Source organism: Saccharopolyspora gregorii, assembly GCF_024734405.1.
Lineage (GTDB): Bacteria > Actinomycetota > Actinomycetes > Mycobacteriales > Pseudonocardiaceae > Saccharopolyspora_C > Saccharopolyspora_C gregorii.
This window is the reverse complement of record NZ_CP059556.1, coordinates 2,599,935-2,615,148: the sequence shown is the minus strand read 5'-3', so window position 1 is coordinate 2,615,148 and position 15,214 is coordinate 2,599,935. Positions and strand designations below refer to the sequence as shown.

The window sequence follows — 15,214 nt, the reverse complement described above, 5'->3', positions numbered from 1 at the left end:
CCGCCGCGGGGGGCGGCGGCGCGAGAGCGGGGAACGCGTCTCCCGCCGGACGCACGCCGACGGCCGGGCCGAGGACACCCGGGAGCCGACCGCGCCCGCCGCACCGGGTGCTGCCGGAACGCGGGCGAATGCAGTGGTTAAGATGCCCGTGGTTGAGCAGTCAGCCACCCAGGATCAGAACCGGTGCCGGTCCGGCGTCGCTGATCCGTGCGCGATGCGGAGCCCGTTCCCGGGCCGTCCCGTCGCGGGGCGGAAGCTGCGCGCTGACCGGGGCGAGACCACAGTGGAGCGCGCAGCACATGACCACCCCGGACCCGACCGAGAACCCGACCGAGACCGGCCACCGAGCGGAATCGGCACCACCGCGGTTCCGCGTGCAGGTCTCGTACCCCGACCGCGAGTCGATCGTCGTCGAACCCGGCGGGGAGATCGACGCCGAGACCATCGACCACCTCGAAGAAGTCCTGTGGCCGCGCCTGTCGGCCCAGGTCCGGACCATCGTCGTCGACCTGAGCGGCGTCGGTTTCCTGAGCGTGGCGGGGATGCAGCTGCTGAAGCAGGCCCACCTGGACGCGCGGTCCCGCGGGGTCGAGCTCCGGCTGGTGACCGCGCACCGCGAGGTCACCCACGCGCTGGAGGTGGCCGGGCTCGACACCGCGATGCGGTGCTTCCCCACCACCGCGCAAGCCCTGGCCCGCTTCGACGAGAGCTGAGCCGCGGCGCGGGCCCGCGTCACCGGCCGCACGACCGGCGGCGCGGGCCACCCGGGCGGTCCTGGTCAGCGGACGGCGAGTTCGGCCAGCAGCGCGGCGGTGAGGGCGGAGCGTTCGAGCATGCCGCTGATCGTGGCGTGCTCGGTGCGGGCGTGCGCGCCGCCGCCGACGGCGCCGAGACCGTCGAGGACCGGGATCCCGGCGGCCACCACGAAGTTCCGGGGCGGAGCCCGTCGTGGCCGGGTCCGGTCGCCCGCCCGGGGTGGCGTCGGCGCGCCCGCCGCTCGGCGACCGCGTCCCGCCCTCCTGGCGCGCCCCGGCGGTGGTCCGGCACGCGGAACTCGGGAGCGGAAAGCGTTGCGCTGAACGGGTTTCGTCCGCCGCACGGACGGGTGGAGATCCCTGACTTCGCACCGCCGTCCCGGAAGCATGGAGATCGTCTGCCCTCTCCGACCCCGACGAGGAGCCCGCCATGACCGGCACGCCGGTGCGCCACCCCACGACCCGCAGCCGCCCCTTCGATCCGCACGACGGGCTGCGGGAACTGCGCGCGGCGCAACCGCTAGTGCGGCTGCACCACTCCGACGGCAGGCTCGGCTGGCTGGTGACCAGCCACGAACTGGCCCGCGAGGTGCTCGTCGACCACCGCTTCAGCTCCAGCCTCGACGTGATGCGCGGCCCCGCCGACGGCGAGGACACCTTCGACGAGGTGCCGCCGGGCCTGTTCAGCGTGCTGCCTGCCGCCGAGCACGCGTGGTACCGGCGCAAGCTGGCCGCCGCGTTCGCCCCGCGCCGGGTGCAGCGGCTGGAACCGCTGGTCGCCGACGTCGTCGAGCGGCGGCTCGACGCGGTGGAGGCCGCGGGCGGGCCCGTCGACCTGGTCGGGGTATTCGCGAGCCCCGTCGCGTTCGAGGTGATCGGCACGCTGCTCGGCGCGCGGCTGGACCGGGCCTCGGTGCGCGCCGCCACCGAATCGATGCTGGCGCTGGAGAACGACGCGGAGAGCACCGGGCGAGCGTGGGGACGGCTGTGGACCGAGCTGCACGAGCAGGTGCGCGCCAAGCGCGCCGCCCCCGGTGACGACCTGGTGAGCGCGCTGCTCGCCGACGAAGACCTCTCCGACGAGGAGATCGCCACGATGTGCTCGATGCTCATCACCGGCGGCGACGACACGACGGCGAACATGCTCGGCCTCGGCACCTACGCCCTGCTCGCGCACCCCGAGCAGCTCGCGGCGCTGCGCGCGGACCCGGCGATGATCGACACCGCGGTGGAGGAACTGCTGCGGTACCTGACGATCAACCAGTTCGGCGCCACCCGCACCGCGCTGGAGGACGTCGACCTGCGCGGCAGCACCATCCGCGAAGGCGAACCGATCACGGTCTCGCTGTCGGCGGCCAACCGGGACCCGGAGCGGTTCCCGGAACCCGACCGGCTGGACCTCGGCCGGCCGGCCACCGGGCACCTGGCGTTCGGGCACGGCATCCACCACTGCCTGGGTGCGCAGCTCGCCCGGGTGGAGCTGCGGCTCGGGTTCTCCGGGCTGCTGCGGCGGTTCCCCGGACTGCGGTTGGCGGTGCCCGCCGCCGAGGTCCCGCTGCGCGAGGCCTCGGTCAACTACGGCGTGCACCGCCTCCCGGTGACGTGGTGATCAGGGGCGGGCCGCCCGCCCGTCCGGTGGGCGGTCAGGCCCCGTCCCAGGCGATCGGCAGCCGCAGCGGGCCGCGGGTGAACAGCCCCCGCTTCCACTCCACGTCCTGCTCGGAGGTGGCGAACCGCAATCCCGGCAGGCGCCGCAGCAAGGTGCGCAACGCGATCTGCAGCTCCACCCGGGCCAGCTGCGCCCCGACGCAGAAGTGCGCGCCGTAGCCGAAACCGACGTGCGCGGACTCCTTCCGCGTCACGTCCAGCACGTCGGGGTCGTGGTACACCGACTCGTCCCGGTTCGCCGAGACCAGGCTCACCAGCACCGGTTCGCCCGCGCGCACCAGCACCCCGCCCACCTCGACGTCCTCGGTGGCGTAGCGCGGGAACGCCGCCATCGAGAACAGCGGGACGTAGCGCAGCAGCTCCTCCACGGTCGGCGCCACCAGTTCCGGGTCCGCGACCAGCCGGGCCAGCAGCTCGGGCCGGGCGAGCAGGGCGTACGTGAAGCTGGAGATCTGCGAGGCCGTCGTCTCGTGCCCGCCGACGAGGATCGCCACCGCCAGCGACAGCAGCTCGTCGTCGTCGAGCCTGCCGTCCACGTCGCGGGCGGTGACGAGGATGCTCATCAGGTCGTCCTTCGGCGCCTCGCGGCGCTGCACGATGAGCCTGCCCATGTACTCGCGCAGCTGCGTGGCGTAGGACCGGATCTGTTCCGGGGACAGCCTGCCGACGGACATGAAGGCGTCCGACCAGGTCTGGAAGTCGTGCCGGTCCGCGTACGGCACGCCCAGCAGCTCGCAGATCACGCCCGCCGGGAACGGCCGCGCGAAGTCCTCCGCGAGGTCGGCGGTGCGACCGCGTTCCAGCATGCCGTCGACGAGCTCGTCGGCGAGCCGCTGCACCCCGGGGCGCAGCTTCTCGATGCCGCGCACCGTGAAGGCGTGGCTGAGGATCTTGCGGATGCGGGTGTGCTCCGGTGGATCCAGGTACTGCAGGCTGCGGATGTGGCGGCCGATGGCGCCCTTCGGCCGGGTGCTGGGCTCGTCCCGGTCGAACGCGAGCGCCCGGCTGAACCGCGGGTCGCTGAGCACGAACTTCACGTCCGCGTAGCGGGTGGCCAGCCAGGCCGGTTCGCCGTAGGCGAGCTGCACCCGCGACACCGGGTCGTCGCGCCGCAGCTCCGCGTAGGACGGGTGGACCCCCAGCCGGTCCGGTTGGTCGAACGGGTAGCTCCGCGGGTTCCCGGCCGAGCCCGGTCGCGGGACGTCCTCCACGCTGTTCACAGTTCCACCAGCACCTTTCCCCGGTTGGCCGCGCTTCCGCGGTACGGGCTGTCGCAGGCGTCCGGGATCGCGTCGATCCCGTGGTACGCGGTCTGGTCGTGGTCGACCGCGGGCACGCCCTCCGCGTGCTCGCGGACGACCCAGTTCTCGATCTTCACCTCAGGCTCCTCGCTTCGGGGCCGGCTCGGCCGCCGCGGCCTGCCGGGGGACGTCCGGTCCTACCGGGATGACCCGGTGGGTGGGCGGTGGTGCGGATTCGTCGATGTGCGCGGTGAACTCCTTGGCGTCGTCGCGGCACACGAAGTGCATGACCTGCCTGCCCGCGCCGACGGCCCGGATGAGGCCGCCGGTCGTGGCCCACACCCCGGACAGGTAGAAGTTCGCCAGCCCGGGCAGCCGCGGCCCGTGCTTCTTGATCGCCTCCTCCATGTCCTCGCCCCCGTCCACGAACGGCTGCCAGCCGAGGACGGTGCCGTCGTAGTTGCCGGTGTAGCGGACCTGGGTGAGCGGGGTGGAGATGTCGCGGGTGACCACGGCGTCCCGCAGCCCGGGGTGGCAGGTGTCGAGGTGGTCGACCAGCGCGTCCTTCACCTGGCGCTTCGCCGCGTAGTACGCGGTGCCGCGGCGCACCGGGAGGGTGTGCACCTCGGTGCCGTGCCGGACCCGGGTCCGTTGTTCCGGCCCGGTGCTCAGCGCCCGCCACGGTTCGATGTCGCAGAAGTAGGTGGCGTACACGACCGCGCCGCCCGGCGGGGCCAGCTCCGGGTAGTGCTCGCTGCGGAACTGCACGTTGATGCTCGGGTGGCGCAGCCCGATCAGCTTCGACGCCACGTCCTCGTCGAGCAGGTGCGTGGTGCAGGGATCGACTTCGGGGAACGGCCGGTCCAGGCCGAGGAACAGCGCGAAGTACCCCGGGAAGATCATGCCGGGCTCGTCGATGGTCTTCTCGTAGAGCCGCCGGTGGTCGTCGGAGAGGTACCGGCCGCCGAGCAGTTCCATCGTGGTGGTGCGCCCGTCGCAGGCGGACACGACGATGTCGGCGCGGTGTTCGCTGCCGTCGCTGAGCCGCACCCCGACCGCGCGGTCGTCCTCCACCAGCACCTCGACGACCTTGGCGTTGTAGGTGATCCGGCCACCGAGCCGGTGGTAGCGCTGCTCGATGGAGTCCGACAGCCCCTGCGAGCCGCCTTCAGGCACCCCGGCCGAGCGGTTCGCGTGCGAGGCGAGCTGGAAGTAGAACGGCAGCACCGGGAACGCCGGGTGCTTCTCGTAGAGGATGAAGTTGAACGCCTCCCGCAGCAGCGGGTCCCGGAACTTCGCCGAGTAGTCCGTCATCAGGGTGGTGATGGAGGTGCGGATGACGTTGAGGTACGGCAGGAACGAGGCCAGCATCCGCCAGCGCTCGAACCGGCCCATCAGCCCGACCGGCTTGAGGAACGGGTAGACCGTGATCGCCTTCCGGAACTTGCGCAGGCCGTTGCAGAAGTGCCGGATCAGCCGCGCGTCCGCGGGCGACAGCTCGGTGAGGTGCGCCTGCAGCCGGTCCGGGTCGGAGTAGAAGTACACCGCCCGCCCGTCCCGCGCACGCACCACGTTGAACACGTCGAAGTGCCGCATCTCCTTGCCCTGCAAGGCGCCGAGCTCCAGCCAGATCTGGTGCATCTCGTTGCCGGGCCCGTTGCCGAGCAGCCAGCTCACGCAGATGTCGAAGGTGAAGTCGCCCTTGTCCCACGCGGTGCAACAGCCGCCGGGGATCTCGTGCATCTCGAAGATCCGCGAGCGGTAGCCGTTCATCTGGGCGTAGCAGCCGGTGGACAACCCGCCCAGCCCACCACCGATGATGATCATCGTTTCGCGGTTCACCCCTGGCCCCTCCCGTCGTGCCGAACCCGATTCCGGTCCAGCAGCGGCAGTTCCCCGAGCATCCCGGGCTCCCAGGGCCGCTGCCGCTGATCGCTCTCCCACGCCCGGAACGGCACCCCGAGCTCCGCGCACCGGAACTGCGCGGCGAACCGGCCGGAGGAGGCGGCGCGGATCAGTCCGCCACCGCCGACCCGCTGACCCGCCATCGAGAACCCGCGCCATCCCGGCGACCGCATCCGGCCCCGGTCGACCAGCCTCGCCACCAGGTCGCCAGCTTCGCCGAAGGACTTCCAGGCGAGGATGCTGCCGTCGAGGGTGCCGGTGCAGCGGTGCCGGGTCACCGGGGTGGCCACGGCGCCGGCCTCCGCCCGGTCGCCGATGCCCGGGTACCGGCGCTCCAGGGAGGAGCGGACGAAGTCGGCGGTCTCAGGCGACATCGGCCGCACCCCCGGCGAGGACCTCGCGCACCAGGTCCGCGTTCGCGCCGACGTGCTCGCGGTCGAGCATGTCCGCGTGCGCCCCGGATCCGCGCAGCACCTCGGCTCCGCGCCGCGAGCGGTCCTGCCAGCCGCCCTCCTCACCGGTGAGGTGGATCGGGAGGTTGTGCGGGTCGCTGAGCACCGTGATCGGCGCGTCCAGCACCGCGGTGTTCGGGGTGCGGCCGCAGAACTCCAGGTACTCCCGGGCCTGGTCGCGGGTCTCCTCGGCGACCACGTCGGTGCCGGTGTGCCTGCGCAGGTGTTCGGCGAGCTCCCGCTCGAACTCGGCGAGCTGTTCGTCGCCCACCTCGAACGGGGCCGAGATCCGGTAGGAGTCGACGATGATCACGCGGGCGACTCGCCTGCCCCGCCGCTCCAGCTCGCCCGCGACCTCGAAGGCCAGGTTCCCGCCCAGCGAGTAGCCCAGCAGCCGGCAGGCGCCCTCCGGCTGGAACGCCTCGACCAGGTCCGCGTAGCGGGCGATCTTGTCGTCCCCGCTGAGGTAGTTGAACCCGATCAGCTCGTGCTCGGGAAGCCGCCCGGCGAGCTGGCGGTACACCAGCCCGTGCCCGCCGACCGGCGGGAAGCAGCACAGCGGATCGCCGCGCCCCTCCCCGAACCGCACGTACGGCTGGGATCCCGGCAACCGCCCGGTGATCACGTGCTCGACGGTCTTGGCCATCCCGTGCAACGTCGTGGTCTTGAACAGCTCGCCGACCGCGACGGTGATGTCGAACTCGGCCTGCACGTGGTGGATCAGCTCGATCAGCTTGATGGAACTGCCGCCCAGCTCGAAGAAGTCGTCGTGCAGCCCGACCCGGTCCAGACCGAGCAGGGCCTGCCAGTGCGCGGCCATCCGCTCCTCGAACAGCGTCGTGGTCGGTTCGTGGTCGTGGGTCCGCGCGGCCGACGGGGCGGGCAGCTCGTCGAGGTCGACCTTGCCGCTCGTCGTCAGCGGCAGTTCCGGCAGTTCCACCAGGTGCGCCGGGATCATGAACGTGGGCAGGTGCTCGGCCAGGTGGCGGCGCAGGCCGCGCCGGTCCAGCTCCGCGCCGTCGACCGGCACGCAGTAGGCGCACAGCGCGGTCTCCCCGCCGGAGTCCGGGCGCGCCACCACCACGACCCGCTTGAGCTGCGGCCAGGCGGCCAGGTGCGCTTCGACCTCGCCGAGCTCGATCCGGTGCCCGCGCACCTTGATCTGCGAATCGGCCCGCCCCAGCAGGTGCAGCACGCCCCGCTCGTCCCAGCGCGCCAGGTCACCGGTGCGGTAGCAGCGCACCGGCTCCCCGCCCGGGGACAGGGTGCGGAACCGCTCGGCGGTCTGCTCGGGGTCGCCCCGGTAGCCGGTGGCGACCGCGGCCCCGCCGAGCCACAGCTCCCCGGTGACGCCCGCGGGCACCGGCCGCTCGTGCTCGTCGAGCACGTAGCAGGTGGTGTTCGGCAGCGGCGTGCCGATCGGCACCGGCTGCCCGGGTTCCATCCCGTCGGTGGACCCTTCGAAGCAGGTGCTGTCCACCGTGGCCTCGGTGACCCCGTAGGAGCTGATCAGCCGGGTGTCCGGGCCGCACAGCTCGCGCAGCCGCCGGTGCTCCTCGACCTTCCACACGTCGGAGCCGACGACCAGCACCCGCAGGAAGTCCAGCCGCGCGCCGCGGGATTCGCAGTGCTCCACCAGTCCGCGCACCACCGCGGGCACGAACTCGGCGCAGTCCACCCGTTCCCGGACCATCGTCCGGTGCAGCAGCGCGGTGTTGAACAGCAGGTCCCGGTCGACGAGCACCAGGGTCCCGCCGGTGCTCAACGCCCGCACCAGGTCGCCGGTGAACACGTCGAAGGCCGGGCTGGCGAGCTGCAGGTGCACCCGCACGTCCCCGCCGAGGCCGTACTCGCGCTGCCAGGACGCCTGCGCGGAGGCGAGGTTGCGGTGGCTGACCTGCACCGCCTTCGGCAGGCCGGTGGAACCGGAGGTGCAGCAGACGTAGGCGGGCGAGTCGAGCGCGACCCGGACCTCCGCGCCCGCGGGCGCGCCGGCGCCCTCCGCCGCGAGTTCCGCCGGGGTCAGCAGCTCCGCCGCCGTCCCGAGCACCGCCCGCACCGGCTCGTCGGCGAGCACCACGCCCGCCCCGGCCCGCCGCACCATCGCCGCGAGCCGATCCGGCGGGTGCCCCGGGTCCAGCGGCAGGTAGGCGGCGCCGGCGCGCAGCACCGCCAGCACCGAGGCGATCAGCTCCGGGTTCTTCCCCTGGCACAGCCCCACGATCGAGCCCTCGCCGACGCCGCGCGCCCGCAGCCCGCGCGCCAGCCGGGCGGACAGCTCGTCCAGTTTGGCGTAGCTCATCCGCCGGTCGGTCCCCGGGTGCGAGACCGCGATCGCGTCCGGGTGCTCGCGGGCGGCGGCGACGACCAGCTCGTGCACGGGTGCGCCGACGGCCGGTTCGCGGCCCGCGCCGCTCCACTCGCCGAGGATCCGGTCCTGCTCGGCCGCGTCGAGCATCGGCAGCTCCGCGATGCGCCGCGCGGGCGGTGCCGCGGTGAGCGCGTCGAGCAGCGCCGTGTAGTGCCCGGCCAGCCGCCGCATCGTCGCGGGCAGGAACAGGTCGGTGTTGTACTTGAACACGCAGTGGAAGCGCTGGTCGGCTTCGTCCTCGTACACCGACAGCGTCAGGTCGAACTGGCCCTCCTCCTCGGGCAGCTCCACGTAGTCGAGCCGGTAGCCGTACTGCTCGGCGGAGACCTTGTGGTGCAGCAGGATGAACATCACCTGGAACACCGCCGAGCGGCTCGGGTCGTGCTGCAACCCGAGCTGCTCGACCAGCAGCACGAACGGGTACTCCTGGTTGTCCAGCCCGCCCAGCACTGCGGTGCGGACCCGGTCCAGCAGTTCGGCCACCGCCGGGTCGCCGCCGAGGTGCGCGTGCAGCGGCAGCGGGTTGACGAAGTAGCCGTACACCGAGCCGAACTCGGGCGCGGTGCGGCCGGTGACCGGGCTGCCGACGATGAGGTCGTCCTGGCCGGAGTACCGGTGCAGCAGCAGGTAGTAGGCGCTGAGCAGCACCACGAACGGGGTGACGTTGTGCTCCCGCGCCAGTTCGTGCACCCGGGCGCTGAGCTCGGTGTCCAGCGCGAAGAACTCCGAGGCCCCGTTGTGCGTCTGCACCAGCGGGCGCGGCTTGTCCGTCGGCAGGTTCAGCACCTCGATCCGCTCCGGCAGGTGGGAGCGCCAGTGCTCCAGCATCCGCCGCGCGTCGGGCCCGGCCAGGAACTCGTTCTGCCGGTTGAGGAAGTCCAGGTAGCTCGCGGCCACCGGCGGCAGCTCGACGGGTGCACCGCGCCGCAGTCCTTCGTACAGGGCCAGCAGTTCCTCGATGAAGGTGAACGTCGAGATCGCGTCCGAGATGATGTGGTGCACGGCCTTCACCAGCACCCAGCGGTCCGGCGCGCGCTGGAACAGGCGGAACCGGATCAGCGGATCGCGTTCGAGGTCGTAGGGCGCGCGGTAGGCCGCGACGATCCGCCGGTGCACCTCCTCCCAGGGCAGGCCGCGCACGTCGACGACCGCGAAGTCCGGCACCGCCTCCGGCGCGATCACCTGCACCGGTTCGCCGCGGTGCAGCAGGAAGTTGGCGCGCAGGCTCGGGTGCCGGGCCACCAGGGTGCCGAACGCCTCGGCCAGCAGCCGCGGGTCCAGTTCGGTGCGGACCTCGACGGCGCCGCCGATGTTGTAGGCGAAGCCGTCGGGGTGCAGCTGCTTGAGGAACCACAGCGCCTTCTGGTTCTGGGTGAGCGGGAAGCGGTGCTCGTCGCGGAAGACCTCCACGGCCGCCACCGCGCCCGCGTCCGCGCCCGCGGACTCCGCGAGCTCGTCGTGGACCTGCTGGACCAGTTCGCGCACCGGGGTGTTGCCGAGCAGCGCGACGACCGGCAGCGCCACGCCGAGCTCCGCCTGGATCTGCGCGCGCAGCTCCATCGCGAGCATCGAGTCCAGGCCGAGCGCGTTGAGCCCGTCCTGCCCGTCCACCGAGTCCGGCGGCACCTGCAGCACGCCGGCGACCAGCGCTGTGAAGCGCTCGGTGAGCAGGTCGCGGCGCAGCGCGGGGTCGGCGGCGCGGAAGACGTCGAGGAACCCCGCGGTCTCGCCCGCGTCCCCGGCGTCGGCGGCGGACGCGAGCTCGGCGACCAGCGGCGGCGCGACCGGGTACCAGGACAGGAAGGTGGGCCAGTCGACGACGGTGGCGACCACCAGCTGGGCGTGGCGCTGCCCGAGGATCCGCTCCAGCACCGCCATGCCGCCCTCGGGCGTCAGCGAGCTCATGCCGCGCGCGGTCCGGTAGTGCTCGACGAGGCCCTGCTCCTCGATCATGCCGGTGGCCCACGGACCCCAGTCGATGCTGAGCGCGGGCAGCCCGAGCGCGCGCCGGTGGTGGGCGAGCGCGTCGAGGAAGGCGTTGCCCGCCGCGTAGTTCGTCTGCCCCGCGGTGGTCAGCAGCGACGCGATCGAGGCGAACAGCACGAAGTGCTCCAGCGGCTCGTCCCGCAGGTGCCGGTGCAGCAGCAGCGAGCCGACGACCTTGGGGTCGTGCACCGCGCGGTAGGCCTCGCGGTCCAGGTCGGCCACCAGCGCGTCGCGCAGGTTCCCGGCGAGGTGGAACACCCCGCGGATCGGCTGCGGTGCACCGCGCCGGTGCTCGGCGAGCCAGGTGGTCAGCGCGGTCTCGTCGGTGATGTCGAGGCCGACGACCTCGGGGTGCGCGCCGAGCGCTTCCAGTTCGCGGACGAAGCGGACGCGGCCGCCCACCGGGGAGTCCGGGTGCTGGTTCCCCCACTCGACGCGCTCCGGCACCCCGGAGCGGCTGATCAGCACCAGCCGCCGCGCGCCCCGCTTGATTAGGGTGCGGCACAGCAACCGGCCGAGGGCGCCGAACGCGCCGGTGACCAGGTAGGTGCCGTCCGGCCGCAGCACGGGTGGCAGCGGCGTCGACAGGTCCTGCGCGGGGCGCAGCCGGGCGGTGCGGAACGTGTTGCCGCGCACCGCGATCTCGTCCTCGTCGGGTGCGGCGACGGCGCGCAGGACATCCGCGGCGTCCGCGGCGGAGTCGGCGCGGCCCGGGTCGAGGTCGATCAGCTTGCCGCGGTTGCGCACCGCCTCCTGCTGGCGCAGCACGCGCCCGACGCCCCACGCCGGGGCGCCCAGCGGGGCGACCACGTCCCCGGGGACGACGGCCTGCGCTCCCCTGGTCACCACGTGCAGCTCCGCCGCGCGGCGCCGCTGCTGCAGCACGTCGGCGAGCGCGATGAGCGAGTAGCCGCCGAGCTCGGCCTGCGCGTCGATCTCGGCGCGGCCCAGCGCGTCGATCGACGCCGGGTCCAGGTTCCACAGGTGCAGCACGTGGTCGGGGCCGTCCGCGCCGAGTTCGTCGAGCAACCGCCCCAGGTCGGCGCGGTCCCCTGGCCGCAACTCGGATTCCGCGTCCCCGCGCCGGTACCGCGGCCCGGGACGCACCAGGTGGCAGCTGCCGCCGCCCGCGGTGATGCGGGCGGCGAGCGCGGCGCCGACGCCGCCCCGGTCGGCGAGCACCAGCCAGCGGCCGCTCGCACCGTCCGCCTCCACCGCGGGCAGCGGCTGCCACACCGGTTCGACCAGCCAGTTGTCGATGGTGCGGCGGGCCAGCGAGCCCGCCCGCTCCACCTCGCCCGCGCGGAAGCCGTCGATGCGGCCCAGCGGGGTCCCGTCCTCGGCGAACAGCGCGAGCCGCCCGACGAGTTCGCCGGCGTCGCGCGCGGTGATCCGCGCGTGCACCCAGATCGGCCGGTCCCCGACCGGGTCGAGCCGTAGCTCCGCCAGCGACAGCGGCAGCCGGATCCCGATGCCGCCGCTGCCGTCGCGCAGCACTTCGGGCACCAGCAGGGTCTGGAAGCAGGCGTCCAGCAGCACGGGGTGCGCGTGGTGCTCGGCCGCGTCGCGGGCCTGCGCGGTGGGCACGATCCGGGCCAGCGCTTCGTCGTCGCCGAGCCACACCTGCTCGATCGCCCGGAACGCGGGGCCGTACTGGTAGCCGGCCGCGTCCAGCGCCGCGTAGCAGGACTCCCGGTCCAGGCGGCGCCGGTCGGCGCCGCGCAGCGCGGACCAGTCCGGGGCGTCGCCGAGCCCGTCACCGCCGATACCGGCGGAGCCGCTCGCGTGCACCGCGCGCCGCTCGTCGCCACCCGGGGTCGCGATGGTGAACCGGGCGTCCTCCCCGGACAGCGCGAGCTGGACCTTGCCCACCTCGCCGTCGGCGACGAACAGCGCCCGGCGGAACTCCAGGTCGCGCAGCAGCACCCTGTCGTCGCCGGTGAGGGCGCGGACGGCTTGCGCGGCCATCTCGACGTACCCGGCGGCGGGGAACACGACGGTCCCCTGGATGCGGTGGTCGGCCAGGTACGGCGACCGTTCGAGGTCGAGCGCGAGCTCCCACCCCGGTTCGGCGGTGGCCAGGCGCCTGCCGAGCAGCGGGTGGTCGACCCGCCCGAGCCGGATCTGCGCGACCGCGTCGGGTTCGGTCCAGTAGCGGTCCCGCGCCCACGGGTACGGCGGCAGCGCGACGACCCGCCCGGCCGGGTGCAGCGGGGCCCAGTCGACCTCGGCGCCCCTGGCGTGCAGCGCGGCGAGCGAGGTGAGCATGCCTTCGACCTCGTCCTCGCGGCGCCGGAGCGACGGCAGCACGATGCCCTCGACCCCGGCGTCCGCCAGGCATTCCCGGATCGGGTGGGCGAGCACCGGATGCGGGCCGATCTCCAGGAAGGTGCGGTGCCCGGCGGTGATCAGCCGGTCGACGGCGGCGCGGAAGCGGACGGGTTCGCGGACGTTGCGCCACCAGTACTCGGCGTCCAGCTCGGGCCCGCGCGCCCGGTCCTCCGTCGCGGTCAGGTGCAGCGGGACGCGCGCCTCCTGCGGGCGGATCCCGGCCAGCGCGGCCAGCAGCTCGTCCTTGATCGGATCCATCCGCGCGCTGTGGTACGGCACCCGGACGTCCAGCTGCCGGGCGAAGACGTGCTCGGCCTCCAGCTCGGCGGCGAGCGCGCGCAACTCCTCCTCGTCCCCGGCCAGCGTGATCGCGGCCGGGCCGTTGACGGCGGCCACCGAGACGCGGTCGCCGCGGCCCCGCAGCCGCTCCAGCGCCGCGTCCTCGTCGAGCGCGACCGCGAGCATCGTCCCGGTGCCGGTGAGCCGCTGCTGCAGCCTGCTGCGGTGGATCGCGATGGTGGTGGCGTCCCGCAGCGAGTACACCCCGGCTTCGTGGAAGGCGGCGATCTCACCGGTGCTGTGCCCGACGATCGCGTCCGGGTGCACCCCGCGATGCCGCCACAGCGCGGCCAGCCCGACCTGCACGGCGAAGTTCGCGGGCTGGGCCAGCCAGGTCTCCCCCATCCGCGTTTCCGCTTGCGGCGTGCGGAGTTCGTCGACGAGCGACCACCCGGCGAGGTCGCGGATCTCGGCGTGGCAGCGTTCCACGGCCTCCCGGTACACCGGTTCGGCCTCGAACAGCTCCCGCCCCATCGCCCACCACTGCGGGCCCATGCCGCTGAACGCCCACACCGTTGCGCCGCCGTCCCGGCAGCGGTCGGCGACCACCCGGGGGTCCGCTTCGCCGCGCAGGTGCGCGTCCAGCCGTTCGCGCAGCGAGTCCGCGGACGAGTACACGACGTCGAGCCGGGCCGCGTGGTGCTGGCGGCGCCGGGCGAGGGTGTAGCCGAGGTCGCGCAGCCCGGTCTCGTCGACGCCGTCCAGCTCGGCGCGGACCGCCTCGACGCGCCGCCGCAGCGCGTCCTCGTCGCGGGCGCTGATCGGCAGCACGCTCGGGGTCGTGGGCCCGTCCGCGACCGGTGCCTGCGCGGGGGCCTCCTCGACGAGGACGTGCGCGTTGGTGCCGCCGAAGCCGAACGAGTTGACCCCGGCGCGGGCGGGCCCGTCGTGCGCGGGCCAGTCGGTCAGCCGCTGCGGGATCCGGTACGGCAGCGCCGCCAGGTCGATCGCCGGGTTGAGCTCGTTCAGGTTGATGTGCGGCGGGATCCGGCCCGCGCGCACCGCCAGCGCCACCTTGATCAGGCCGACGACGCCGGCGGCGGCCTCGGTGTGCCCGATGTTCGTCTTCACCGAGCCCACGTAGCGCTCGTCCCCGTCCCGGTGCCCGTGCGCGAGGGCGCGCCCGAGCGCGTTCGCCTCGATGGGGTCGCCGACGGCGGTGGAGGTGCCGTGCGCCTCCACGTACTGCAGGTCGCCCGGCAGCAGGCCCGCTTCGGCGCAGACCCGTTCGACGAGTTCCGCCTGCCGGTCCCCGTCGGGCACGGTGATGCCGCCGGTGCGGCCGTCCTGGTTCACGCCGGATCCGGTGATGAGCGCGTAGATCGGGTCGCCGTCCCGCTCGGCGTCGGCGAGCCGCTTGAGCACCACCGCGGCGACGCCTTCGGAGCGCACGTACCCGTCGGCGGCGGCGTCGAAGGTGCGGGACAGCCCTTCGGGGGACAGGAAGCCGCCGCGGGTCTCGCTGATCGTGTACTGCGGGGCCAGCTGCAGGGAGGTGCCGCCGACCACCGCGAGCTCGCTCTCCCCGCTGCGCAGGCTGCGGCAGGCCAGGTGCGCGGACACCAGCGAGGAGCTGCACGCGGTGTCGATCGAGACGCTGGGGCCGCGGAAGTCGAAGCAGTGCGAGATGCGGTTCGACACCATCGTCATCATCGTGCCGGTGGCGGTGTGCGCGGCGAGGGTGCCGAAGTCCAGGTCGCCGAACTGCAGGATCTTGTAGTCGAGGGTGAAGGCGCCGATGAAGACGCCGACGTCGGTGCCCGCGAGGTCGGCCGGGCGCTGGCCGCCGTCCTCCAGCGCCTCCCAGGTGACCTCCAGCAGCTTGCGCTGCTGCGGGTCCATGTGCGCGGCCTCGCGCGGGCTGATGCCGAAGAAGGCGGGGTCGAACTCGTCGAAGCCGTCGACGTAGCCGCCGCGGCCGCCGACCAGGCGGCCGGCCTTGGCGGGATCGCCGCTGCGCAGCGTGCCGATGTCGTAGCGATCGGGTGGTGTGGGCGTGAGGCAGTCCCTGCCCGCGGCCAGGTTCCGCCAGAACGCCGCGGGGGTGCTCGCCCCGCCGGGTAACCGGCAGCCGATCCCGATGATCGCGATCTTGTCCTCGTGCGGCGGGGTGCTGGATTCGGTGCCCATCGGATCCTCGTGTCCTCGCGACCATCGACGTCAGTT

At 73.6% G+C, this 15,214-nt stretch carries 8 protein-coding genes; 2 read left to right on the top strand and 6 right to left on the bottom strand.

All coding sequences use genetic code 11. The features are described from left to right. Nucleotides 1-299 precede the first annotated feature (299 nt). Nucleotides 300-713: an STAS domain-containing protein gene (locus H1226_RS11205; RefSeq protein ID WP_258348937.1), complete on the top strand. Its 414-nt coding sequence runs from the start codon at nt 300-302 to the stop codon at nt 711-713. Nucleotides 714-778: 65 nt separating this feature from the next. Here the strand turns inward: H1226_RS11205 and H1226_RS11200 are convergent, their stop codons facing one another. Continuing rightward, nucleotides 779-922, bottom strand: a complete 144-nt coding sequence (locus tag H1226_RS11200; protein ID WP_373690038.1) for a hypothetical protein — start codon at nt 920-922, stop codon at nt 779-781. A 263-nt stretch (nt 923-1,185) separates the two neighbouring features. On the opposite strand from H1226_RS11200, the gene H1226_RS11195 reads away from it, so the two are divergent. After that, entirely contained in the window at nt 1,186-2,364 is a 1,179-nt protein-coding gene (locus H1226_RS11195; RefSeq protein ID WP_258348936.1) for a cytochrome P450, read from the top strand. 34 nt (nt 2,365-2,398) lie between these two features. Here H1226_RS11195 and H1226_RS11190 read toward each other — a convergent pair whose 3' ends face one another. Genes H1226_RS11190 through H1226_RS11170 form a run of 5 tightly spaced genes read right to left on the bottom strand, consistent with a single transcriptional unit; the run spans nt 2,399 to nt 15,178 of the window. Continuing rightward, nucleotides 2,399-3,643, bottom strand: a complete 1,245-nt coding sequence (locus H1226_RS11190) for a cytochrome P450 (RefSeq protein WP_258348935.1) — start codon at nt 3,641-3,643, stop codon at nt 2,399-2,401. Then, nucleotides 3,640-3,801: a hypothetical protein gene (locus H1226_RS11185; RefSeq protein WP_258348934.1), complete on the bottom strand. Its 162-nt coding sequence runs from the start codon at nt 3,799-3,801 to the stop codon at nt 3,640-3,642. Before H1226_RS11185 ends, H1226_RS11190 begins: the two co-directional genes overlap by 4 nt. A 1-nt stretch (nt 3,802) precedes the next feature. Next, nucleotides 3,803-5,506, bottom strand: a complete 1,704-nt coding sequence (locus H1226_RS11180) for a phytoene desaturase family protein (RefSeq protein ID WP_258348933.1) — start codon at nt 5,504-5,506, stop codon at nt 3,803-3,805. Further along, nucleotides 5,503-5,943, bottom strand: coding sequence for a hypothetical protein (locus H1226_RS11175; RefSeq protein ID WP_258348932.1), 441 nt, complete (start codon nt 5,941-5,943; stop codon nt 5,503-5,505). The genes H1226_RS11180 and H1226_RS11175 overlap by 4 nt, the downstream gene beginning before the upstream one ends. Next, nucleotides 5,933-15,178 (bottom strand): non-ribosomal peptide synthetase/type I polyketide synthase, encoded by a 9,246-nt coding sequence (locus H1226_RS11170; protein ID WP_258348931.1) that lies wholly within the window; start codon nt 15,176-15,178, stop codon nt 5,933-5,935. The genes H1226_RS11175 and H1226_RS11170 overlap by 11 nt, the downstream gene beginning before the upstream one ends. Nucleotides 15,179-15,214 lie beyond the last annotated feature (36 nt).

Coding starts and splice junctions, on each gene's coding strand:
- H1226_RS11170 (WP_258348931.1), bottom strand. CDS start 15,178: ATGGGCACCGAATCCAGCACCCCGCCGCACGAGGACAAGATCGCGATC.
- H1226_RS11205 (WP_258348937.1), top strand. CDS start 300: ATGACCACCCCGGACCCGACCGAGAACCCGACCGAGACCGGCCACCGA.
- H1226_RS11175 (WP_258348932.1), bottom strand. CDS start 5,943: ATGTCGCCTGAGACCGCCGACTTCGTCCGCTCCTCCCTGGAGCGCCGG.
- H1226_RS11195 (WP_258348936.1), top strand. CDS start 1,186: ATGACCGGCACGCCGGTGCGCCACCCCACGACCCGCAGCCGCCCCTTC.